Annotated in this window: 21 protein-coding genes; 11 read left to right on the forward strand and 10 right to left on the reverse strand. The window is 74.9% G+C overall.

Annotated elements, in window-relative coordinates:
- Nucleotides 1-408 precede the first annotated feature (408 nt).
- Entirely contained in the window at nt 409-1,311 is a 903-nt protein-coding gene (locus OG550_RS10715; protein WP_327676465.1) for a hypothetical protein, read from the forward strand.
- A 237-nt stretch (nt 1,312-1,548) separates the two neighbouring features.
- Here the strand turns inward: OG550_RS10715 and OG550_RS10720 are convergent, their stop codons facing one another.
- Nucleotides 1,549-2,490, reverse strand: a complete 942-nt coding sequence (locus OG550_RS10720) for a LysR family transcriptional regulator (protein ID WP_327676466.1) — start codon at nt 2,488-2,490, stop codon at nt 1,549-1,551.
- 131 nt (nt 2,491-2,621) lie between these two features.
- On the opposite strand from OG550_RS10720, the gene OG550_RS10725 reads away from it, so the two are divergent.
- Both OG550_RS10725 and OG550_RS10730 read left to right on the forward strand, forming a co-directional pair.
- The gene (locus OG550_RS10725; protein WP_327683804.1) at nt 2,622-3,872 is read left to right on the forward strand and encodes an MFS transporter; all 1,251 of its coding nucleotides are present in this window, start codon (nt 2,622-2,624) and stop codon (nt 3,870-3,872) included.
- Between the two features lie 144 nt (nt 3,873-4,016).
- A complete protein-coding gene (locus OG550_RS10730) occupies nt 4,017-4,271 on the forward strand; it encodes a LapA family protein (protein WP_327676467.1) in 255 nt (84 codons plus the stop codon).
- 107 nt (nt 4,272-4,378) lie between these two features.
- Here the strand turns inward: OG550_RS10730 and OG550_RS10735 are convergent, their stop codons facing one another.
- Nucleotides 4,379-5,560: a PP2C family protein-serine/threonine phosphatase gene (locus tag OG550_RS10735; RefSeq protein ID WP_327676468.1), complete on the reverse strand. Its 1,182-nt coding sequence runs from the start codon at nt 5,558-5,560 to the stop codon at nt 4,379-4,381.
- Nucleotides 5,561-5,765: 205 nt separating this feature from the next.
- Nucleotides 5,766-6,983, reverse strand: a complete 1,218-nt coding sequence (locus tag OG550_RS10740; RefSeq protein ID WP_327676469.1) for a cytochrome P450 — start codon at nt 6,981-6,983, stop codon at nt 5,766-5,768.
- A 237-nt stretch (nt 6,984-7,220) separates the two neighbouring features.
- On the opposite strand from OG550_RS10740, the gene OG550_RS10745 reads away from it, so the two are divergent.
- Nucleotides 7,221-7,577 carry an arsenate reductase family protein gene (locus OG550_RS10745; RefSeq protein ID WP_327676470.1) on the forward strand — a complete coding sequence of 119 codons (357 nt, stop codon included), beginning with the start codon at nt 7,221-7,223 and terminating at the stop codon, nt 7,575-7,577.
- A 78-nt stretch (nt 7,578-7,655) separates the two neighbouring features.
- Here the strand turns inward: OG550_RS10745 and OG550_RS10750 are convergent, their stop codons facing one another.
- Nucleotides 7,656-8,126: a pyridoxamine 5'-phosphate oxidase family protein gene (locus OG550_RS10750; protein WP_327676471.1), complete on the reverse strand. Its 471-nt coding sequence runs from the start codon at nt 8,124-8,126 to the stop codon at nt 7,656-7,658.
- Nucleotides 8,127-8,272: 146 nt separating this feature from the next.
- Between OG550_RS10750 and OG550_RS10755 the strand changes: the two genes are divergently transcribed.
- From OG550_RS10755 to OG550_RS10765, 3 genes are read left to right on the forward strand one after another with little or no spacing between them, the layout of a single operon-like run.
- Nucleotides 8,273-8,833, forward strand: coding sequence for a DUF1697 domain-containing protein (locus tag OG550_RS10755; RefSeq protein WP_327676472.1), 561 nt, complete (start codon nt 8,273-8,275; stop codon nt 8,831-8,833).
- Nucleotides 8,834-8,859: 26 nt separating this feature from the next.
- Entirely contained in the window at nt 8,860-10,317 is a 1,458-nt protein-coding gene (locus OG550_RS10760) for a hypothetical protein (RefSeq protein WP_327676473.1), read from the forward strand.
- Nucleotides 10,318-10,327: 10 nt separating this feature from the next.
- Nucleotides 10,328-10,873 carry a DUF1707 and FHA domain-containing protein gene (locus OG550_RS10765; RefSeq protein ID WP_327676474.1) on the forward strand — a complete coding sequence of 182 codons (546 nt, stop codon included), beginning with the start codon at nt 10,328-10,330 and terminating at the stop codon, nt 10,871-10,873.
- Between the two features lie 153 nt (nt 10,874-11,026).
- Here the strand turns inward: OG550_RS10765 and OG550_RS10770 are convergent, their stop codons facing one another.
- On the reverse strand, nt 11,027-11,989 hold the full coding sequence (locus OG550_RS10770) for a DUF1152 domain-containing protein (protein WP_327676475.1): 963 nt from the start codon (nt 11,987-11,989) through the stop codon (nt 11,027-11,029).
- A gap of 75 nt (nt 11,990-12,064) precedes the next feature.
- On the opposite strand from OG550_RS10770, the gene OG550_RS10775 reads away from it, so the two are divergent.
- On the forward strand, nt 12,065-12,667 hold the full coding sequence (locus OG550_RS10775) for a DUF6891 domain-containing protein (RefSeq protein ID WP_327676476.1): 603 nt from the start codon (nt 12,065-12,067) through the stop codon (nt 12,665-12,667).
- Between the two features lie 235 nt (nt 12,668-12,902).
- On the opposite strand, the gene OG550_RS10780 is transcribed toward OG550_RS10775, so the two are convergent.
- Together OG550_RS10780 and OG550_RS10785 are read right to left on the reverse strand one after the other, a co-directional pair.
- The gene (locus OG550_RS10780) at nt 12,903-13,340 is read right to left on the reverse strand and encodes a hypothetical protein (protein WP_327676477.1); all 438 of its coding nucleotides are present in this window, start codon (nt 13,338-13,340) and stop codon (nt 12,903-12,905) included.
- A 117-nt stretch (nt 13,341-13,457) separates the two neighbouring features.
- Entirely contained in the window at nt 13,458-14,111 is a 654-nt protein-coding gene (locus OG550_RS10785; protein WP_327676478.1) for a TetR/AcrR family transcriptional regulator C-terminal domain-containing protein, read from the reverse strand.
- A gap of 82 nt (nt 14,112-14,193) precedes the next feature.
- Between OG550_RS10785 and OG550_RS10790 the strand changes: the two genes are divergently transcribed.
- Nucleotides 14,194-15,861: an FAD-dependent monooxygenase gene (locus tag OG550_RS10790; protein ID WP_327676479.1), complete on the forward strand. Its 1,668-nt coding sequence runs from the start codon at nt 14,194-14,196 to the stop codon at nt 15,859-15,861.
- A gap of 476 nt (nt 15,862-16,337) precedes the next feature.
- Here the strand turns inward: OG550_RS10790 and OG550_RS10795 are convergent, their stop codons facing one another.
- Both OG550_RS10795 and OG550_RS10800 read right to left on the reverse strand, forming a co-directional pair.
- Nucleotides 16,338-16,916: a hypothetical protein gene (locus OG550_RS10795; RefSeq protein WP_327676480.1), complete on the reverse strand. Its 579-nt coding sequence runs from the start codon at nt 16,914-16,916 to the stop codon at nt 16,338-16,340.
- A 354-nt stretch (nt 16,917-17,270) separates the two neighbouring features.
- Entirely contained in the window at nt 17,271-17,990 is a 720-nt protein-coding gene (locus OG550_RS10800) for a hemerythrin domain-containing protein (RefSeq protein ID WP_327676481.1), read from the reverse strand.
- Nucleotides 17,991-18,314: 324 nt separating this feature from the next.
- Between OG550_RS10800 and OG550_RS10805 the strand changes: the two genes are divergently transcribed.
- Entirely contained in the window at nt 18,315-18,857 is a 543-nt protein-coding gene (locus OG550_RS10805) for a sigma factor (protein WP_327676482.1), read from the forward strand.
- A gap of 86 nt (nt 18,858-18,943) precedes the next feature.
- Here the strand turns inward: OG550_RS10805 and OG550_RS10810 are convergent, their stop codons facing one another.
- Nucleotides 18,944-20,095, reverse strand: a complete 1,152-nt coding sequence (locus tag OG550_RS10810; RefSeq protein WP_327676483.1) for an alpha/beta hydrolase — start codon at nt 20,093-20,095, stop codon at nt 18,944-18,946.
- 484 nt (nt 20,096-20,579) lie between these two features.
- Between OG550_RS10810 and OG550_RS10815 the strand changes: the two genes are divergently transcribed.
- Nucleotides 20,580-21,392, forward strand: a complete 813-nt coding sequence (locus OG550_RS10815) for an SDR family oxidoreductase (protein ID WP_442905978.1) — start codon at nt 20,580-20,582, stop codon at nt 21,390-21,392.
- The last annotated feature ends 109 nt before the right edge of the window (nt 21,393-21,501 follow it).

The raw sequence follows: 21,501 nt of genomic DNA on the forward strand, positions 1-21,501 counted from the left end.
ACCCGAACAGACCCGTGGTCGGAGTCGGCCCGAGCGGGACGGCCACCCGACCGTCGAACGGCTGGTCACACAAGCAGCAGTCCAGTGAGGCCACTTGACGCGAAGTGGGTACCATCGGCAAGGCGGAGCGGATCGTGGCCCGGGCATAGGCGGGAATGTGCACAGGTGTGGCTCCTCGGGGACGGGACGCGGCCGCGGTCCGGCGCGTACGCCCATCCTCGACAGCGCCGCCAACAACCTGTCACCATTCTGACAGTCCACTCCCCGGAAAGTCTGGCGAAACCTGACAGCTGCCAAAGCAGGATCGTGCGGCCGTCCGGTATCCGGCCCAGGAAGGCGGTCTGTCGAACCGTGGCAGCCAATCCGTCCCATCAACCGACCCTCCCGCACCAGGAGTTGGTCCGGTCCTTGCAGGAACTGCAGCGCGCGGCAGGGCAGGTGAGTTCGCGTAGGATCAGTGCCCTGATCGCGGACCGCCCCGACCTCCCCGGCTGCCCCAGCCACGAAGGCGTCCGCACCGCCCTCAACGGCCTCCACGTACCGAAGTGGGACACCGTCCAGGCGATCGTCGCAGTGCTGGCCGACCAGTGCGCCCCGCCCAGGGACCCGCAGGGCGAGGTCCGGCGGTTCCAACGCCTGTGGCGGGCGGTGCACACCGGCGAAGCCGGCACCATGAGGTCCGCCCGGGAGCTGACGCTGCACGGCTGGGGCGGCGAGAACGGCGAGTGGACACCGGAGTTGGTCGCCGGAATGCTGCTGAATCCGTTCAACGCCGTCGAGATCCACCCGTCCCTCGTCGTCCCGCACGAGCCCCAGCTCACGGAGGACGACTGGGTCAGCTCCGGCGTCCGGCTCATCGAGGAGCACGGCGCGGAGTTCGCCCTGCGTGCACTGCTGCGCATCCTCAAGGGCGACTACATCGGGGCCGAGAGCGGCTCGCCCTACGGCTACCGGGACCCGGACTACGAGGCGCTGGAGATGCACCTCGGCTTCCGCTACGGCTGCCAGGAGATCGTCCGGCGCCTGCGTGCGGAGCCGAACCTGCTCCCGGCCTCGATCCGGGCCATGCACGCCGACGACACGATGGACCGCGAGGACCGCATCGAGATGCTGCGGGCCGAGGCCGACCGCAGCCTGGTGCGCGAGGTGATGACCCTGACCCCGGACACCTGGGACGAGATCTCAGAGGAGGCCCAGCACCAGGTCTTCGGCTACCTCGTGAAGAGCATGATCCCGGTCGGCCGGCCCGGCCAGTCCCCGTCGGAGCGCTTCCTGATCACCTGGCGCATCCCGGAGACCCACAGCCAGTAGCCCCTGCGCGCCCGGCCCCGTCGGGTGGGGAGGGTACGGGTCGGCGGGTCAGGTGGGGCGAGGGTGGGGAGGGTACGGGCCCTCATCGTCGAGGGGTGCCAGGTGTACCGATAGGCCGGCATCCACGGGGCGGGCGGGCGGAGGGTCGGTTGTGGCCTCCGGACCAGTGCACGACCCGGGTGATCGGGGGTCGTCACCCTCCTCGCGGGGGGGGGACGCCCCCCGATCCGTGGCGGACTACCGCGGGCGCGGGAGCACCCAGTCCGGTGTCCAGGTCCCGGGGGCGTCGTGGCCGGCTGTCGTGGCGGCGAGGTGGGTGCGGAGGGTGGCCAGCGCCGGGTGGGGGTTGTCGCGGTGCCAGAGGAGCGAGTGCGGGTAGACGGGCGTCGGGTCGGTCACCGGGATCCGGCGCAGGCCGTGGCCGGAGGGCCAGATGAGGCGGGTGTGCCCGCCCATGAAGGTGGCCAGGGCCGGGGTGTCGGCGATGGTGTCGAGGAGCGCGTCGGAGCCGAAGTTGGGGCCGGTCGCCTCGATGGTGAGGCCGAACTCGGCGACGAGGTCGTCGTAGTAGGCGCCCCACTCGGTACCGGGGACGATGCCGGGCATCCAGATCCGGTGTCCGACCAGTTCGGCGACGGTCACCGACCGGGCGCCCGCCAACGCGTGGGCGGGGCCGGTGAGCAGCTGGAGCGGCTCGTCGATCACCCGGACCGACTCGATCTCCTCGGGCAGGGGCCGACCGGGCGCGGCGACGGCGCGGAAGGACGCGTCGATGGCACCGGACCGGACGGCGGTGACGGCCGTCTCGATGTCGAACAGCATCACCACGTCGAGTTCGATCTCGGGGTGCGCACGGTGGAAGCCGCGCATCAGGCCGGACTGCGCGCTGCGCGAGGCGATCACGTCGACGCGCAGCGGACGGCTGCCGGGGCGCACGGACGCGGCCGCGCGCTCGGCGATCTGCAGCAGCTCGCGGGCGTGGGGCAGGAACGCCTGCCCGTCGATGGTGAGTTCGGCACCGCGAGGGGCACGGGTGAACAGCCGGACGCCGAGGTCGCGTTCCAGCCCGGCGATGCGCTTGGAGACGGCCTGCTGGGTGATCGACAGGTCGGTGGCGGCCTTCTGGAACTGACCCGCTTCGACGACGGCGGCAAAGGTGCGCACTGCTTCGAGGTCCACGCCGATCCACCTTAGTGAACAACGGATGGTTGTGGCCCGTCGGCCGGGTGGTTGTTTGACCCGCGGCGGTACCGCTCGCTTGGCTCTCACCGGTCAACGTCGGTTTGTCCGGGTGGGAGCTTCGGGTGGGAATGCTGAGCGTGCCGGACAGGGCGCCGCTGGGCCGGGGGTTCGGCCGGCTGTGGGCGGCGTACGCGGTGAGCGCGTACGGCTCCGGGCTGGGGTTCGGGGCACTGCCGCTGATCGCCGTGCTGGTGCTGCACGCCGGACCCACCGAGGTGTCCGCGCTGTCCGCCGTGGGGCCCGCGGTGGGCGCGGTGATCGCGGTGCCGCTCGCGCCGTGGGTGGACCTCCGGCGCAAGCGCCCGGTCATGATCGCGATGGACCTGGCCCGGTTCGCCGCCATGGCGTCGATCCCGGTCGCCCATGCCTTCGGCGTGCTCGGCTTCGCCCAGCTGCTCGTGGTCTCGGCCGTGGTCTCCGCGGCCAAGATCGCCTTCAACGCGGCCAGTGGCGCCTACCTCAAAGCCCTCGTCCGGCCGGACCACCTGCTCGTGGCCAACGCCCGGTTCGAGTCCACGAACTGGAGCTCCATCGCGGTCGGGCCACCGCTGGGCGGGGCGGCGATCGGCCTGTTCGGGCCGGTCACCACCGTGGTGGCCGACGCGCTCAGCTACCTGCTCTCCGCGCTGGGCATCACCGCGATCCGCGGCCGGGAAGGAGCGCCGCGGACGACGGACAGGAGCCCTGCCCGGGCCGGCGCGATGCTCGACGGCTGGCGGCACATCATGGGCGAGCCCGAGCTGCGGGCGCTCTACCTCAACACCGTGGCCGTCTCCGGTCTGATCATGGCCACCGAGCCGCTGCTGGCCGTACTCCTGCTCCGGCAGCTCGGGTTCCCGCCCTGGCAGTACTGCCTCGCCTTCGCCGCCCCCTGCCTCGGCGGACTCATCGGCTCACGGCTGGCCCGCCCCGTCGTGGCCCGCTACGGCCGGCAGCGGGTCTTCCGGACCGTCGGCACCCTGCGCGTCGTCTGGCTGATCGGCCTCGCCTTCGTGCGCCCCGGCGTCGTCGGCCTCGTCACCGTGATGGCCGTCGAGCTGGCGATCATCGTCAACATGAGCCTGTACACCCCGGTGCTCGCCACCCGTCGGCTCGAACGCACCCCCGACCACCTCGTCGCCCGCACCCTGGCGGCCTGGTCCATCGGCCAGCAGGCGTCCATCGCCGTCCTCACCGCGCTCGGCGGGCTGCTCGCCGCCGCCACCGGACCGCGCACCGCCCTCGCGGTCGCGGGCCTGCTCGCCCTGACCACCCCGCTCCTGCTTCCCCGGAGCGACCGCACGCCGCGGTGCGGGCCGGAACCGGCCCGTACCCGGTAGCCACCGGGAATCCGGCGCGCAGGCGGGCACCGACAGCTCGTGGCAGCGGTCCCGGTCGGCTCCGGTGGCCGCCCGGGCGGGCGGCGGCGGGCGGTCCGGGCGGCTGGGCGGGTGGGGCGGGGGGATGCGCGGGATACTGGGGGCATGGCGAAGAACACTCCGCCGCCGCACGGCCCGCCGACCGTCACGGTCAAGGGCAGGGATCTGCGGCTGCGTACGATCGGGATCGGCGTCCTCGCGGTCCTCGCTGTCTGGTTCATCGCGGCCAACACGGATTCGGTGTCGGTCACGCTGTGGGTCGCCGACGTGACGATGCCCCTGTGGGTGGTCCTGACCGCGACCCTGCTGGTCGGCCTGGTGATCGGCTACTTCCTCGCCCGGCGTCGCCGGAAGCCGTAGGACCACCGGAAGCGCTGGGCCCGGAACTGAGCCCGGGAGTGGGCCCGGGAGTGGGCCCGGGACTGGGCCCGGAAGTGGGCCCGGGAGTGGGCCCGAGCCTCAGGGGCCTACCGCCGGGGCGTGCGGGCCGGGGGTGCCGGACGCATGCGGGTCTTGGGGCGGGGCGGTGGCGCGGGGGCGTCGGCCGGTGTGGGGGCGAAGCGCAGGAGGAGCAGGGCGGCGTCGTCGTCCAGCGGGTCGCCGGTGTACTCGGCGAGGTCCCGCCGCAGGTCGGTGAGGGCCTCGGCGAGGTCCTGGCGGTCCAGGAGCGCGCCGCGTTCCTGGAGCGGGAAGAACTCCCCGGCCCTGTTGCGGGCCTCGGCGGTGCCGTCGGTGTAGAAGAGGATCCGGTCCCCGTGGCGCAGCCGGACCACGCAGGTGCCGGGCCCGTCGGCGTCGCGGAACGGCAGGCCCAGGGGCAGGCCGGGCAGGTCCGGCTCCGCGAGGCGGGTGGTGCCGTCCGCCCGGCGGACCAGGGGCGGCGGGTGGCCGAAGTTGACCACGGTGACCTGGCCGGTGTGGCTGCAGTCGGCGATCACGGCGGTGACGAACTCGTCGCCGCCGGTCCGGCGCGCCAGCCGCTCCTCGATGTGGTCGGCGATCGCCAGGAGGTCGTTGCCGGCGGCGGGGGCGGACTCGCGGAAGGCCTGGAGGACCGCGACGGCGCCGGTGACGGCCGGCAGGCCCTTGCCCTGGACGTCGCCGACGATGACGCGGACGCCGCCGGGCACCGGGATGGCCTCGTAGAAGTCTCCGCCGATCCGGGCGCCGGCCGCCGCGGAGGTGCAGGAGACGGCCAGGTCGAGGGAGCCGTTGCGGGCGGGCACCGGGCCGAGGATGACGTTCTGGGCGACGTCGGCGACGGCCTGGGCGGCCGCCAGGTCGCGTTCGGCGCGTCGGCGGTGCTCCTCGGCGTCCCTCCGGTGCGCCTCGGCCCGGCGGTGGGCACCGGAGGCGTAGGCGCCGGCGGCGGTGACCGCGACCACCGCGCCGTAGGCCACGAAGGCGCGCTGCGAGGCCGGGATCCCGTTGACGGTCGCCGCCGCCAGGCAGGCGAGGAGCGCGGTCGTTCCGACCAGGAGGACCTGCCGGGGTGCGGAGCCGACGGCGGCGAGGGCCGGCGGCGCCGCGAGCAGGGCCAGCAGGATCGTGGCGCCGACCACCATGTCCAGTCCGGTGACGGCGGCGATCAGTGCGTACGGCAGGAGGGCGTCCGTGGGTGTGCGGGGGCGCACGGGGCGGGCGTCCATCGGGTGTTCCCTTCGGGCGGGTGTTCGGGGAGCCGAACCCCGCCCGGCCGCGACGGGACGGCCGACGGGCACCCCCCGGATCCCTCTCCTCCATGACAAAGGGTAGGTAAAACGACAGGGGAACGGGAGGATACCGGGGCGAATTCGGATGAATCGCCAAACGTCCTCCCCCGTGCGGAGAGGACGCGGCAGCCGCCCCGCGGCGTCAGCGGACCGTGACGGGAAGGGTCTCGTAGCCGCGCAGGACGAGGCGGTCGCGGCGGGTCGGGACGCCGCCGGGGGCCAGCCGGGGGAAGCGGTCGAGCAGGGCGGGCACCGCGATGTCCGCCTCCAGACGGGCGAGCCTGCTGCCGAGGCAGAAGTGCGGCCCGCCGCCGAAGCTGAGCGGCTGGCTGTCGGTCCGGGCCGGGTCGAAGCGCTCCGGGCGGTGGTACCGGGCCGGGTCGTGGTTGGCCGCGCCCAGCATGACGAACACCACGGTGCCGGGCGGCGCGGACAGGTCGGCCACCGTCAGCCCGTCGGCGGCGGCGACCCGGGTGGTCAGCTGGACCGGGGAGTCGAAGCGCAGCACCTCGTCGGTGAACAGCCCCGGGTCCAGCGCCCCGGTGCGCAGCCCGTCCGCCGCCTCCGGGTGGTGGAACAGCAGCGAGAGTCCGTTGCCGAGCAGGTTGGTGGTGGTCTCGAACCCGGCCACCAGCAGCAGGACCAGGTTGCTCAGCAGCTCCTGGCCGGTGATCCGGTCCGGCGAGTCCGCGGCGATCCGGGCCAGGTCGCTCACCAGGTCGCCGGTCGGGCGGGCCAGTCGCTCGGCGATCAACCCGGTGAAGTAGTCCGACAGTTCGTCGGCCGCGGTGTCGGCCGACGCCAGCTCGGAGAGGTCCTGGACCAGTTCCAGGGCGATGGTGAGGTCGGACGCCAGGGTGCGGAAGCGGTAGCGGTCCGCGGCGGGCACGCCGAGCAGCTCGCAGATCACCTCGACCGGCAGCCGGAAGGCGAAGGCCTCCATGAAGTCGACCGGCGAACCGTCGGCGCCCTGCTCGGCCAGCCGGTCGAGCAGCCGGCCCACCGCCGTCTCGATCGACGGGCGGAGCGCGGCCACCCGGCGGGTATTGAAGGCCGAGGCGATCAGCGACCGGACCCGGGCGTGGTCGGGGGCGTTCCGCTGCAGGACCGACTGGCTGAGCAGGGCGATCGACGCGTGGGCGAACAGCTCCTCGTCGGCTCCCGCCAGGGTCGCGGCGTCCTCCAGGGCGAAGGCGGGGTTGCGCAGCACCTGGTTGGCGGCGGTGTGACCGACCGCGAGGATCACGTCCGGACCGGCCGGTACGGCGGCGCCGAGCTCGTGGGCCCGCGCGTAGAGCGGATAGGGGTCGAGCCGCCCCTCGGTGGTCATGAGCTGCTCGACGATCGCTGCGCCGTCCATCCGGTACTCCCCGTCCAGAGAAACCAACTCCCTTCGGACCAACCGTTGGTAGGGGCACGGTAGTTCCCGGCGGACGGGAGCGGCGGCGCTCGGCGGGAGGCGGTCCGGGAGACGGGGCAGGAGCCGGTCCGGGAGGCGGTCCGGGAGACGGGGCAGGAGACCGGGCGGCGGGGCCCGCGGGGCCGGGGCACGGCGCGGGTGGGGACCCGGCGGGCGGATGGTCGGTAGGCTGACGGGATGGAGATCTGGATCAACCCGCGCTGCGGGAAGTGCCGTGCCGCGCTGGGCGCCCTGGAGGGCGCGGGTGCGAAGTACACCGTACGGCGCTATCTGGAGGATCCGCCGAGCGTCGCCGAGCTGGAGAAGGTGCTGGAGCGGCTGGCCCTGGAGCCGTGGGACATCACCCGGATCGAGGAGCCGGTGGCCAAGGAACTGGGCATGAAGCAGTGGAGCCGGGAGCCGGACGACCGGGCGCGCTGGATCGCGGCCATGGCGGAGCACCCGGTCCTGATCCAGCGCCCGATCATCACCGCTGACGACGGGCACGCCCTGGTCGCGCGGACTCCCGAGGCGGTCAGGTCCGTCCTGCCGTAGGCCGCGACCCGTCGGCCCCGCCCGGCTCCGTCCCCGCCCCTCGCAACCCGGCGGGGTGGTGTGGCGGGCCGCCGGTCGTCAGCGGCGCTCGACCGTCCGCACCGGCTCGCCCGGGCGCCAGGAGCTGATCCGGACCGCGTCGCCCTCGACCGTGGTGTGCACGACCTGCTCCACCTCCAGCCTGAACGCCTGGTACGGGCCGGGCGGCGGCTCGGGGAGCTCGGCCTCGTAGGCGGCGCGTTCGGCCTCGCCGGTCACCTCGACGGCCCGGCCGGAGACCTTGGAGTCGCCGTCCGCGAGCGTCTCGTCGCTCGGGTTGCTGTGCAGCGCGAAGCGGGCGTCGCGCCGCAGGTCCAGGGCCTTGACCGCGCCGTCCATCGACCCGAGCATCAGGTCGGCCCCGATGAAGTCCACCTCGGTGCCGCTGACCCTCGGCGAGCCGTCCCGGCGGAGCGTCGCCAGGACGTGGTGCTTGTTCGCCTCGAACCGGGCCCGCACGGCGGGGGCGAGGTCCGGTGCCTCGTGCTCGAAATCCTGCCAGGTAGCCATGGCGCCAGTCTGGCACCCGGTACCGACAGTCGCCCGGGCGGGCGGGACGGGCTGGTGCGCCGCCGAGCCGCAGGTGCGCTGCGGCCGGGCGCGGCTCGGCGGGCGGGCGCGGCCGGGCTGTCGGTGCCGGGTGCCAGACTGGCCGCGTGACCTCCACGACCACGTACATCGCCTTCCTGCGGGCCGTCAACGTCGGCGGAAGGACGGTGCGGATGGAGCGGCTGCGCGCCCTCTTCACCGAACTCGGCCTGGACCGCGTCGGCTCCTACATCCAGAGCGGCAACGTCTTCTTCGCCGCCGACGACCTCGACGGGGAGGGCCGTGCCGCGCTCACCGCCCGGATCGAGCAGCACCTCGCCGATTCGCTCGGCTACCCCGTGCCGGTGCTGCTGCGGACCGTCGACGAGGTCGAGGCGGTGCTCGCCGCCGAGCCGTTCGCGGGCGTCGAGGTGACGCCGGACGTCCGGCTGACGGTGAACTTCCTCTCCGAGCCGCTGCCGGCCGACTTCCCGGTCCCGTACACCTCCCCCAAGGGCGACTACGAGGTGATCGGGGCCGATGCCGGCACCGCCTACGTGGTGGTGCACCTGAAGGACGGCAAGTGGGTGACCAGCGGTTCGCTGTTCGGCAAGTCCTACGGCGGCACGGCGACTTCGCGCTTCCTGCACACCACCGTCAAGATCCTCGCGGCCGCCCGGAAGGCCTGACCCTCCCCCCACCGACGGAGAACCCCTTGCCCCGATCCGCGCTCGCCGCCTTCGCCGCGCTGCTCGACCGCTCGCTCGTCCGGATCGCCGAGGCGGCCGCCGACGCGCGGACCTTCGACCGGGAGACCGTCGTGCGGTGCTCGGACGTCTGGGACAACAACACCCTTCCGCTGTGGGCCGCCGCCGGACGGCGGACGGCCCTGCGGCGGGAGGATGCCGCACGGCGCGGGCTGCGGTGGATGGCGGCAGCGGGCGCGGCGCGGCACGCGTGGACGGTGGAGCAGTCGGCGGCGGCCGGACACCCGGTGGCGGGGCTGTTGCCGGCCTCCGGGGCGGACTCCCTGCGGCACCCGTACAGGGGTTACACCGGGCAGCTCTTCCCGGTGACCGTGCCGCTGACGGAGGGGGCGGTGGCCGGGTACGACCTGGCCCGCTGCCGGTTCCTGAGCCTGGCTCTGGAGCTGGTCGGCGAGCGCCTGGACGCCCGGCTGACCCTGGAGGCCCCCCGCGCGTACGGTCTCGGAGGCCGAACCCCGGCACAGGAGCCCCTGTTGACGCTGACGCTCACCGACGTGTCGGAGGCCGAGTTCGAGTCCGGTGCCACCGTGACGGGTCCGGTCGGCCGGCGGATCGACGCGGCGGGCGTGGAGCTGACGCTCGCCGGGCGCGGGCGGCTGCGCGCGGCCCGGGCCGAGTGCCACGTCTCCGACGACCTCTGGCACCTGACCGAGGCCGGACGGGCCGCGGACGCCGCGACGCCGCCGTTCCGGCCGCCCGTCGCAGCCCGGCCGCCCGCCCCGCGGGGCCACCGGGTCGACCCGGTGGCGGCCCCGCTCCTGCACGGCGCGATGCTGGAGATCCGGACCGCGCGGTACGCCCACGTGGTCTCGCGGCGGAGGATCCTGGAGCTCTGCCGCATCTTCGAGGGAGCCGGGACGGACCTGGTGGCGGCCGCCCGGCGCGGCGGGGCCGGGCAGCGCGCGCTGGTCGAAGGATGGGTGGAGCGCGGCGGCTCCGAGTGGGCGGGCTGGTTCGCGGAACAGCTCGCCGTGCGGTGGCGCGCCGGACAGGGCGAGGACTGGGTCGGGCGGCTGATCGACGAGCTGCGCACGGCGCCGGAGGCCGACCGCACCCCGGCCCGGAGGCCCGGACACGCGGCGCTCCGCATGCTCCTGATCGGCTTCGCCGGCTCGGGGCACGACCCGGACGAGCCCGCCTCGGCGGTCGTCCACCTCGCGGTGCCGCCGACGGGCCGGGACGGGAATGCAGGCGGGGATGCGGGCGCGGGCGACGGGCCGTGGGGGCTTCTCGTGGCACGGATCGCCCGGCTGGAGCGGCTGCGACTGGGGGCGGGGGCGGGGGCGTTCGGAACGGCGGACGCCGCGGGCGCGGTGCGGACGGAGGGCGGGCTGCTGACCGTGGGCGCGGGGTTCGAGGCGGTCCGACGTCCCCGGAATCTGGACAGGTCGGCGGTGGCGAGCTGACAATCAGGCCATGACGTCTCCAGAGATCCGGACATCCGTGGTCCGGCCGTCCGAGGCCGAGCGGGAGCAGGTGCTCGACGCGCTGAGGGACGGCGCCGGCAGCGGCCGGCTGTCGCACGACACGTTCCTCGGGCGGCTGGACCTCGTACTCCACGCGGGCAGCCGGGCCGAGTTGAACGCCGCGATGGCGGGCCTGCCGGCCGGGAACCCGGTCGGGCGGTTCGTGCTGCGGGCGGTGGGCCGGGTCTCGGCGTTCGGGGTGCGGCTGCGCGGGGCGTGGCGGGTCGAGCGACTGCCGGGGCTGAGCCTCCCGCACGGCGGTGCAGGGCAGTTGACGATCGGCCGGATCCCCGGGTCGGGGCTGCGGCTGAACGACGCCTCGGTCTCCCGGCACCACGCCGAGCTGCGGCGCGAGGGCGAGGGCTGGGTGCTGTACGACCTCGGCTCGACCAACGGGACGCACGTGAACGGCCACCGGATCGCCGGAGGGGTGCGGGTGCGGCCGGGCGACCAGGTCCGGTTCGGCAACCTGGAGTTCAGGCTCGCCTCGGGCTGAGCCGACGCCCGGGCCGACGCCCGGACGGTACCGACGGCCGGGGCGGCGCGAACGGTGCCGACTGCGTGGGGCGCCGACGGTGCGGCCCTCCGGCCGGGCGGGGCGCCGGCTCCCGCGGCCGATCGGCCGGGGCGCGCCTTCTGCGGCCCCCGGTCAGTGCGGGAACCGGCGGGCCGGACGCCGGACGGGCAGGTCGTCCTGGAACTCGCCGATGGCGGAGATGATCTGGCGCATCGACGTGGTCGGCTCCAGCCGGTCGAGGTAGCGGTGCTCGGCGGCCAGCGCCTCGACGGTGACACCGAAGTAGAGCGCCATCAGCGGATTGACGAAGAGCTCGCTGTACCTGGTGCGGTCGGTGAACCGGACATCGCCGAACTCGCCGCGCAGCGCCGCCGCCACCGAGCCCTGGACGATGCTCGGGTGCTCGGGGAAGGCCGCCCGGGCGTGTTCGACGGCGTCCAGGTAGAGCGTGCCCTCCCGGCTGTCGCGCGGGATCGAGAAGGCCCCGAGGTAGCCGCCGGCCCGGTCGAGCGCGGCGAGGTTCTCCAGCACCAGCGAATGGCTGACGCCGTGGTAGGCGTCGACGCCGAAGCCGAGGCAGGCGACCAGCCGCTCGGGCACCTCGGTCAGTCCGGCCACCGCCGCGAGGCTGGCCATGTCCTCCTCCGGGGTGCCGAGGCCCGCCTCGTCGCCGCGCATCAGGATGTCGGTGCCGCCGTCGACGAGCAGGACGGCGTCGATGCCGAGGTGGCCGACGAGCGCGCGGTAGGCGTCCCGCAGCGGCCGCACACCGGACCGGGGGAACGCCCAGACGGTGTCGGGCATGCGGTGCGCACGGAGCCAGCGGGCCAGCGTGCGCTCCGGGAAGTAGCCCTCCGGGGCCGCCGTGTCGGGGCCGATCCGGGCCGCGTCGGGTGCCAGCCAGACGTCGAGGGGCAGGCTTTCGAGCGGGGCGAAGGAGAGGTTGGCGAGGTGGACCTCGCGGCCGGCCGCGCGCAGGGCGAGGGCCAGCGGCAGGCCCGCGTAGACGTCGAACCCGCCGCCGGCACCGGCGATCAGGATGCGCTCGGCGGCGAGCAGACGGGTGATCAGCGGTGGCTGGAGGAGGGAGGACACCCGGGGACGGTAGCACCGGGGACGCCCTCCGGAGCGGCCGGCCGGATTGTCGGTGGCGGGTGCTTGGATACCGGCATGGACCAGGACACCGTGCACACCACTCTTGCCGCCGAGGCGCTGCGGGACGCCGAGGAGCGGGCCCGTGAGCTGATCCGGTGCGGCTTCCAGGAGCCGGACGAGATAGCCGAGTCCCTGGTCGAGGACCTCGACGACCAGGGACTGACGGCGGAGGAGGCGGAGCGGATCGTCGCTCCGCTGTGGCGGGAGCGTCTGGAGGAGCAGGCGTCCTGGCCGGAGACGACCGACGTCGACCGGCTGGAGGCCGCCTTCGACGCCCTGGAGGAGCAGGGCATCGTCGCCGCGATGGACTTCACCTGCTGTGCGAGCTGTGGCTACGCGGAGATCGGCGGCGAGGCCGACGAGGACTCGCGCGGCTTCGTCTTCTTCCACCAGCAGGACACCGAACGGGCCGTCTCCGGCGGCTCGCTGATGCTGCGGTACGGCGGATTCCAGGTGGACGGCGAGTCGACGGAGGCGGCCGTCCGGCGGACGGTGGGGATCGGGCGCGCGGTGGCCGCGGCGCTCGGGGCGGCGGGGCTGCCCGCGGAGTGGGACGGCTCACCGGAGAGGGCGATCGCGGTCACGCCGATCACCTGGCTCAACCGCCTTCCGGAGTAGCCGCGTTCGGCGCCCGCCCGGCGGCGGTCGGCACCCCCGGCGCCCCGGCACCGCACCGTCGGTGGTGGCGGTCGAGGCGGGTCGTCGACGGCGGCGGGTCGTCGGCGGCCCCGGTGGCGTCCGGGCGGGCCCCGGCAGGTCGGCGCGGGTGACGGGGCCGGTCACCGCGGACCGGCCGGCACCCGTTCACCGGCGGTGCGCGGGCCGGAGGACGGGCGGGCCGGCGGGTCTCCGGTCAGCGGACGACGTGGAGTTCGGCGGAGTGCTCGCGTGCGCTGGCGTGGCGGAGGGTGACCTTCGCCCCGCCGACGGCGGTCTCGGTGTCCTCGGTGAGGGTCTTGGTGTCCTCGCCGAGCTTCACCTCGGCCGTGGTGTCGGTGATCCGGCCGACGGTCAGCCGGACGGCCCGGTCCCCGCCGAAGACCTCGACGGTGTGGGTGGAGCCGGCGTCGTCGGTGCGGACGACGACGTCGCAGCTGTCGTCGCTGAGGCAGAGCGAGGCGCCGCCCTTGCAGGCGGTGAGCCCGGCGCCGAGCAGCAGCACGGCGCCGGCCGCGAGTGCGGCCGACCGCACGGCCGCACTGCGGTGACGGGCGGGCCGGCGGGCGGGCCGGAGGTCGTGGTGACGGGCGGGTCGGCGGTCGTGGTGCGGAGCGGTGGGCGCGCTGGTCATGGTTCCGACGGTAGGCGCGGGCCGGCAGTCGGCCATCGGCCATCGGCGGTATCCGCCCCCTGGCCGGCCCCGGACCGCGGCGACGGCCACGACCCGGAGGCAGATGGGTCGAAACCCCTAGGGGGCGGCTGGAGTTGACCGACCGAGCAGGCTCTCCACGCCGGCCACCACGATGGCGACGCCGCGCTCGAAGCGCTGGTCGAAGCCGCCGAAGAGGTCCTGCCCCGCGGCGGCGGCCAGGCCGTGCTCGGGGGCGATGGCGGCGGCCCGCTGCTCGGGGTCGTACCCGGGGGCCCGCTCCCCCGGCAGCGGATGGACGGCCTGCTCCTCGATCACGAAGCCGATGGTGAACGCGTACGCGGTGGTGAACGCGAGGACGGCGTCCGCGAGTTCGAATCCGGCCCGGGTGAACGCGGCGAGCATGACGTGCTGCCCCTCGGCGTGCCCGTAGTCGGTGAGCCGGGTGCCGCTGAAGACCTTGGCGCCGTCGCGGTAGCCCAGCAGTCCCGCACGCAGGACGCGGCAGGTGCCGGTGACGGCCTCCTGCCAGGAGGCCGGGGGCTCGACCGGACCGGAGTACATCCGGCGGAGCATCTCGGTGGCCATCTCGTCCAGCAGGGCCTGCTTGTTCGCGAAGTGCCAGTACAGCGCCGGGGCCTTGACGTCCAGCGCGGTGGCGATCCGGCGGAGGGTGAGGCCCTCCAGCCCGGTCTCGTCGAGCAGGCGCAGGGCGGCGTCGACCACCTGCGCCCGGTCCAGCTTCGGCGGCATGCCGTTCCTCTCGCAGCGTCCCCGACCCGGCGCCCCTCCGTCCGCCCGATCCCGGCATTGACAATTTAACACCGTTAAGCCCATGCTTCCGGACGTCAGCTACTTAACAACGTTAAGGAGAGCGCTCGTGCCGCACGTCCGGATCCCCGAGCAGACCGACGTCCTGATCGTCGGCGCCGGCCCCACCGGCCTCACCCTCGCCTGCGACCTGGCCCGGCAAGGGGTGGGCGCCCTGCTGATCGAGAAGGCCGGGGCACTGTTCCCCGGCTCCCGCGGCAAAGGGCTCCAGCCCCGCACCCAGGAGGTCTTCGAGGACCTCGGGCTGATCGCCGCCGTCCGCGCCGCGGGCCGCCCCTACCCGCGGATGATGTCCTGGGAGGACGGCGAGCGGCAGGGCGAGTGGGACCTGGTCGAGACCGCCCGGCCCGACCCGACCGTCCCGTACCCGGCGGTCTGGATGCTCCCCCAGTGGCGCACCCAGGAGCTGCTGCACGACCGGCTCCGTGAACTCGGCGGGCAGGTCGCCCTCGGCACCGCGCTGACCGGCCTGGACCAGCACCCCGACCGGGTCGAGGCCCGGCTGACCGGGCCGGACGGCACCGAGCGGACCGTCACAGCCCGCTACCTGGTCGCCGCCGACGGCGGACGCTCGACCGTCCGCCGGGCGGTGGGCGTCCCGATGGCCGGCGAACAGGTCGACCCGCGCCCGTCCCTGGTCGCCGACGTCGAGATCGACGGCCTCGACCGCGACAACTGGCACATCTGGCCGAAGGCGCCCGGTGGCCCGCTGCTGCTCTGCCCGCTGCCGAGCACCACCGCGTTCCAGCTGTTCGCACAGTTCGGCGGCGCCGGTACGGGCGCCGGGGACGGCACGGCGGACGCCGAGGGCCCAGCGGACGCGACGGATCCGACGGGCGCGACGGGCGCGACGGGCGCCACCGACGCGGAACAGCCGGACACCTCGGCGGAGGGCGTACGCCGGACCATCGCGGCACGCACCCACCTGCCCGCGTCGGCGGTCGGCCGGGTGCACTGGGCCTCCGACTTCCGCCCGCGGACGGCACTGGCCGAGCGGTTCAGGATCGGCCGGGTCTTCCTGGCCGGCGACGCGGCGCACATCCACTCCCCGGCCGGCGGGCAGGGGCTCAACACCAGCGTCCAGGACGCGTACAACCTGGGCTGGAAGCTCGGCCGGGTGCTGCGTCACGGCGCGGACGAGGAGCTGCTGGACAGCTACGAGGCGGAGCGGCTGCCGATCGCCGCCGACGTCCTGGACATCTCCACCCGGCTGCACCGCGCGGGCGGGGTCCGGGCCGGCGAACTGCGGCGGGGGCCGCGGACCGAACAGCTCGGGCTCGGCTACGAGGGCGGCCCGCTGACCGTGGAGGCGCGCCCGGGCCTGGCCGAGGACGCGCTGCGGGCCGGTGAGCGGGCGCCCGACGCACCGCTGGGCGGTGCGTCACCGGCCGGTGCAGCGGAGGACGGGACGGCGGGGAGTGGGACGGCGGAGGGCCACGGCGCGCGACGGCTCTTCGACCTGTTCCGCGGCCCGCACGTCACCGTGCTCGCGGTGGGCTGCGAGCTGCCCGGGCTGCCGGCCGGCGTGCACGGCCACCGGATCGACGGCGGCATCGCCGAGAGGACGTACGGGCGCGGGCTGTTCGTCGTCCGGCCGGACGGCTACCTGGGTCTGGCCACCCACGACCCGGCCGACCTGCCGGGGTACCTCGCCCGGCTCGGCCTGCGCTGAGGCGGGCGGGGCACCCCGACGGGTCCGTCCCTCCGGGCGTGCGGGCCGGATGAGCGGGCGGCGCGCGGGGTCCACGCCATGGCGGCGGCCCGGGGACCCGCCGTCGCGAGGGCGGCTTCCGCCACCGGCCGGGGCGGCGGAAGCCGGGTCCGACCACGTTGCGGCGTCGGCGGGCGGCCGGGGCGAGGCCACGGGGGCGTTAGCCTCCGCGGCCTCGACCCGTCGAGCCGGTCGACGCGGGCAGATGCGGGCAGATGCGGGCCGGAGCGGGGCGATGGGAGCCGATGCCGGTCGACGCGGGCCGCCGCGTGCGGGCCGCCGGACGGGCGCCCCGCCGACACGGACCCGCGCGGGTGACGGGCGAGCCGCGGCCCCGACCGCGACGACGACACATCCGCACCGAGCGCGGGAACCGGCCGAGCGCACGGACCGGCCGGTCGACGCGGCCCACCGCATGCGGGCCGGGATGAAAGGTCCTAATCACTCTGCGGCGGCGCACCGTATTCGACGGCCAGCTCGGCGGCATAGGCGTCCGGGACGAACCGGTCGCGGAAGACTTGCGGCAGCCAGGACGCCAGCGCACCGGCTGCGTCGACACACAGCCCGTACCGGACGCTCCACTCGCGCCGGGCGGCCCCGTCCGGGAGACCTCGGACGACGGCGACCTCCGGATCCCGCTCGCCCCAGCAGCCCCAACGGCCGGAGGGACCGGTCAGCGCGACGGTCCGCGCCGCGATGGTGATCGACTCCAGGGGTTCCCGGCCCGAGTCGAACCCGATCTCCGCCCAGTAGTCGTCCGGGGTGGCCTCGACGGACAGCGACAGTGCCGGTCCGGCGATGCCGTCCGCCTCGACCACGAGCAGGTCCACCTGCTGGTCGCCGTGGAGTCCGGCCAGCGCGGCGAGCGCCGGCCAGGCGTCCGGCGTGAGCAGCGGATCGAACTCGCAGAACACCGCCTCGTCGGCGAGTTCCCGGAAGACCTGCGCGGGCAACCTGGCATCGAGATCGAAGACGGCGGCGGCACGGGCGCGGACGGCGTCCGGGTTCGAGGCCATGAAGCGGGGTCCTGGTCCTCGGTCCGGTCCGTGGTCGGCGTGAGCGGGCACCGGGCAAGCGTACTCACGTCATGATCGGCCGGGCAGCCCCCCGGTCGAAGCGGGCCGCCGCGTGCGGGCCGCCGCGCCGGCGGCCCTCCGACACGGGCCCACGCGGAGGACGGGCGAGCCGCAGCCCCGTCCGCGACGGCACATCCGGCCCGGAGGCGCGGGCGGCCGGACCGGGCGCGCGGGCGGCCGGACCGGAGGAGGCCCGCTGCCGAACCGCGGAGGCGCTCCCCCGGCAGGTGCTGTCGGCATAGGCCAGCGGCACGTGCCACGCGCGTAGAACGAAGACCGCGAAGAACCCGACGGTCAGTCGCCGGCCGCGTCCCGGGCCTCGGGCGTCCCCCAGAGCGGCGCCGTGCAGCGCTGGTAGGTCGCCTGCCAGTGCGGCCAGTGACGGGCCACCACGTCGTCGCAGTCGGCCAGCAGCCGCTCGATGACCGCCGGTTCGACGTCCTCCAGCAGCCAGGCGAGCGCGTCGGCGGTGCCCGGCCCGTCGGCCCCCCGCAGCACGTCCAGCAGCTCGGGGAGGCCGCCCACGCGGGAGTTCTCCGTGAAGACCCGCTCCATCCGGGGCAGCAGCTGCCGCTCCTCGATCCGCAGGTGGGTCTCCAGCCGCGCCGCCAGGTCCTCGATCGCGTAGGCCACCGGCCAGACCGACCCGGTGTCCCGGCTGGCGATCCGGACCAGGGTGGTGACCCGGGTGAACGAGTGGTCGAGGTTGTGGTGGTCCGCCTCAAGCCAGTTGAGCAGCAGTCGCAGCTCGGGCGCGAAACGGCTGACGATCGGCCAGATCCGGGTGTCCTGCTGCTCGTGGTGGCAGGTCAGCATGGCGGTGAGGAAGTTCCAGTGCCGAAGCAGCGCGGCACCCTTCTCGTCCTCGCCGGGCTGGATCAGCCGCAGCGCGTTGGGCAGCCGGGCGAGGTCGCGGCGGAGCGCGGCGTGCACCAGCTTCAGCCCGGCGAAACGGACGGCCTGCGGTTCCTCGTCGGCGGTGCGCTCGCGCGAGGCACCCCTCTGGGCGGGCACGGGCGGGGACGCTACGGGCAGGAGGTGGCTGGGCATGGCACTCTCTTCACGGCTTGGCTTGGCTGGGCTGGGCTCGACCTGGCACAGCTGGCGGGCCGGCTGTCCCACCACAGTGGGCAGAGCACATCAGGACGGAATCAATGTCCGATTGACGTGCAGGTCAGCGGCCCGGAGCGGGGTTTCCCGGCTCCCTCCGGCGGGGCCACGCAACATTCCGCCGGGCTCGCTCCGTGTAGGAGGCGAGGGTGTGTGCGGTGGGGGTGCGCGCGGCGGGGCGCGTCCGACGACGGCGCACCGGGAGCGGACGAGGAACAGCGAGGCCGGATGTCACCGGAACAGGAGCGGTCGTTCGACGAGTTCGTCGCGGGCCGGTACACGGCGCTGCGCCGCACCGGGTACCTGCTGTGCGGTGACTGGCACCTGGCCGAGGACCTCGTCCAGACCGCCCTGGTGAAGCTGTACGCCCGCTGGCCCCGGCTGCGCGAGCCGGAGGCGGCGTACGGCTACGCGCGGACGACGCTGGTCCGCGCCTACATCGACACCCGGCGGCGGCGCGGGTCGCACGAGGTCGCCTCGCCGGATCCCGGCGCGCTGCTGGAGGGCGGCGCGGACGGCAGCCGGGACGGCGGGCGGACGTGGGTGCAGCCCGCCCCCGATCGGCGGCTGGCGCTGCTCGCGGCCCTGGCGCAGGTCACCCCGGCGTACCGGGCGGTGCTGGTGCTGCGGTTCTGGGAGGACCAGTCGATCGAGTCGGCGGCGGCCACGCTGCGGCAGAGCACGGGCGCGGTGAAGTCCGCGACCAGCCGGGGGCTGGTCCAGCTGCGGGCGATCCTCGGCGAGTCGGTGCACGAGATCGCCGCGGAGTGAGGGCCCGCACGGCCCGGGGCGCGCCGTCGCCCGGCCGCGGACCGCGGACCGCCCGGTGCGGCCGGTCCGGCCGGTGCCGCCCCGGCTCAGTCGCTCTGCGGCCCCGCGAGGTTCTTGGTGAGCCACTGCAGGGTGTCCGGGATCATCTTCTTGAAGTCGCTGGTCAGGTGCTTGCCGCCGGGCTGCTCGTAGTACTCGACGGTGAGCGGCGCCGCGGCCTTGGCGACCCACGCCTTGACCAGCTTCATCTCGTACGCGTTGGCGCCGCCCGCGGTGGCGAGCATCCTCACGTCGGCGGTGCCCTGAGCAACCATCAGCTCGGGGCTGTTGGCCTGCCGCTCCGCGTCGTGGCCCTTCCAGAGCGGCGAGTCCGGGACGAAGTAGCCGTCGATCGGGACGGCGGCCTTGAACTTGTCCGGGTGCTGGAGCGCCAGCTTGGCGCTGCAGAACGCGCCGGTGGAGGCGCCCATCAGGCCCCAGCCGTCGCGGCCCTTCACGGTGCGGAAGTTCGCGCGGACGAAGTCGGGGATGTCCTCGGCCATCCAGGTGCCCATCTTCGGCTGGCCCGGGATGTCGGCGCACTCCAGGGCCTTGGCCTCGTTGGAGTCGAGGTTCTGGACCGGCATCACCATGATGAAGGGGTGCGCCTTGCCCTGCTTGGACAGGTCGGCGTCGTACTCCTGGATCGGCAGCTGGTTGTCGGTCCAGGTGTTGTAGCCGGCGCTCTGGCCGCCCGCGTAGAGGGTGAGCACCGGGAAGCCGGTCCGCGCGTACTTCGGGTCGTTGTACTCCGGCGGCAGCCAGACCCAGACCTTGCCGGAGACGCCGGACTTCGGACCGTTCAGCGTGGTCATCATGATCTGGCCGGCGGCGGTGTCCCGGGCCTTGCTGAAGGCGGCGGCCGGGCCGGTGGGCATCAGCACCTTGCCGGCGGCGGCCTGGGTGGGCGTGGCCGGGGCGTCGGGGGCCGGCGCGGAGGTCGAGGACGAGGCCGAGGCGGGCGGGGAGGCCGGGGCGGAGGAGGTCGTCGGGGAGCCGGGGGCCGAGGAGGCCGGGGCGCCCGAGGCCGCGGGGGCCGAGGACGAGGAGCCGCCGGCGCCGGTCGCGGCGGTGCCGCCCTTCACCGAGTCGCCCTTGGCGCTGCCGTCCGTACTACCGCAGGCCGCCAGTGCGGCGGCCAGGGTGAGGGCGGTGGCACCGGTCAGCACGGCGCGGAAACGGGTGGACTGCGGCTGCACGGCGTGAACTCTCCGACCGGTGTCGCGCCCGCTCCTGGGGAGCACGGGCGGTGGCCCCCGGGTGGGGCCGGACAGGCCCGGGGCGCGGCTACCTGCGGGACCCCCGGGAGGCGGCGCGCCGCCCTTCGCGGTGGCGTGCCGTCCTGCGATCTTATGACGTGCACCGGGGTGGGCCGGTTGCGTGCGGACCACCGCCCGTCCAATGTTTGTTCCCGATCGGGTAAAGGCCGCCAAGCCTCCCGCCGGTCGGCGGGGGCCGCTCCCCGCCGGTCGGCGGGGGCGCCGGCCGGGCACCCGGACGTCCGAACGCGCGGGCAGGCGAGCGGCAGACGAGCGGGCAGGCGAGTGACGGGCGGCTGGAGGAGCGGGCCGGCGCACAGTCGTCCGACCGCCCGACGGGCCGGGTCTTGGAGCCTCGCACCAGTGACGCCGGGCGCGGGATCGGGAACGATCGAGCCACCCGCCGTCACCCGAGGAGCCCGCCGTGCCCCAGCCGACCCCCGACCCCCGCACCGGACGCACCACCGCGCACCCCGCCGCCCACCCCGGCGGCCGCACCGCCGTCGTGACGGGTGCCGGCAGCGGTGTGGGCCGCGCCGTCGCGGCGGAGCTGGCGGCCGGCGGCTGGCGGCTGGTGCTCGCCGGACGCCGGGTCGACCCGCTGCGGGAGACGGCCCGGCTGTGCGGCGCCGGGGCGGACGACACCGCCGTGGTGCCGACCGACGTGACCGATCCGGCCGCGGTGGACGCGCTCTTCGCCGCGGGCGTCGCCCGGTTCGGCCGGATCGACCTGCTGTTCAACAACGCCGGCACCTTCGGAACCGCGGCCACGGTGGACGAGCTGGAGGTCGCCGAGTGGCGGGCCGTCGTGGACCTGAACCTGACCGGCGCGTTCCTCTGCGCACGCGCCGCCTTCCGGCAGATGCGGGCCCAGCACCCGCAGGGCGGCCGGATCATCAACAACGGCTCGATCTCCGCGCACGTGCCGCGCCCGAACTCGATCGCGTACACCGCGACCAAGCACGCCGTCACCGGGCTGACCAAGTCGCTGTCGCTGGACGGCCGCCCGTACCGGATCGCCTGCGGGCAGATCGACATCGGCAACGCCGCCACCGAGATGACGGCGGCGATGAGCCGGGGCGTGCGGCAGGCGGACGGGCGGATCGCGGTGGAGCCGACCATGGACGTCGCGGACGTCGCCCGCACCGTGCGGCACATGGCGGAGCTCCCGCTGGAGGCCAACGTGCAGTTCGCGACGGTGATGGCGACGGCCATGCCGTACGTCGGACGCGGCTAGGGCCCGCAGGGCCCGCGGCGGCGGCCGGGTCCCGCCGGGGCCGGTCGCGGCAGGCCCCGGGGCGTCGACGCGCTCGCGGTGGCAGCCCGCCGCCCAGGTCGCCGCGGAG

Source organism: Kitasatospora sp. NBC_00458 (genome assembly GCF_036013975.1).
In the GTDB taxonomy this organism is placed as follows: Bacteria; Actinomycetota; Actinomycetes; order Streptomycetales; family Streptomycetaceae; genus Kitasatospora.

Bases quoted from the DNA above. Each gene is read 5' to 3' on its own strand.
- OG550_RS10725 (WP_327683804.1), top strand. From the start codon at position 2,622: ATGCTGAGCGTGCCGGACAGGGCGCCGCTGGGCCGGGGGTTCGGCCGG.
- OG550_RS10730 (WP_327676467.1), top strand. From the start codon at position 4,017: ATGGCGAAGAACACTCCGCCGCCGCACGGCCCGCCGACCGTCACGGTC.
- OG550_RS10735 (WP_327676468.1), bottom strand. From the start codon at position 5,560: ATGGACGCCCGCCCCGTGCGCCCCCGCACACCCACGGACGCCCTCCTG.
- OG550_RS10740 (WP_327676469.1), bottom strand. From the start codon at position 6,983: ATGGACGGCGCAGCGATCGTCGAGCAGCTCATGACCACCGAGGGGCGG.
- OG550_RS10745 (WP_327676470.1), top strand. From the start codon at position 7,221: ATGGAGATCTGGATCAACCCGCGCTGCGGGAAGTGCCGTGCCGCGCTG.
- OG550_RS10750 (WP_327676471.1), bottom strand. From the start codon at position 8,126: ATGGCTACCTGGCAGGATTTCGAGCACGAGGCACCGGACCTCGCCCCC.
- OG550_RS10765 (WP_327676474.1), top strand. From the start codon at position 10,328: ATGACGTCTCCAGAGATCCGGACATCCGTGGTCCGGCCGTCCGAGGCC.
- OG550_RS10775 (WP_327676476.1), top strand. From the start codon at position 12,065: ATGGACCAGGACACCGTGCACACCACTCTTGCCGCCGAGGCGCTGCGG.
- OG550_RS10780 (WP_327676477.1), bottom strand. From the start codon at position 13,340: ATGACCAGCGCGCCCACCGCTCCGCACCACGACCGCCGACCCGCCCGT.
- OG550_RS10785 (WP_327676478.1), bottom strand. From the start codon at position 14,111: ATGCCGCCGAAGCTGGACCGGGCGCAGGTGGTCGACGCCGCCCTGCGC.
- OG550_RS10790 (WP_327676479.1), top strand. From the start codon at position 14,194: ATGCTTCCGGACGTCAGCTACTTAACAACGTTAAGGAGAGCGCTCGTG.
- OG550_RS10795 (WP_327676480.1), bottom strand. From the start codon at position 16,916: ATGGCCTCGAACCCGGACGCCGTCCGCGCCCGTGCCGCCGCCGTCTTC.
- OG550_RS10805 (WP_327676482.1), top strand. From the start codon at position 18,315: ATGTCACCGGAACAGGAGCGGTCGTTCGACGAGTTCGTCGCGGGCCGG.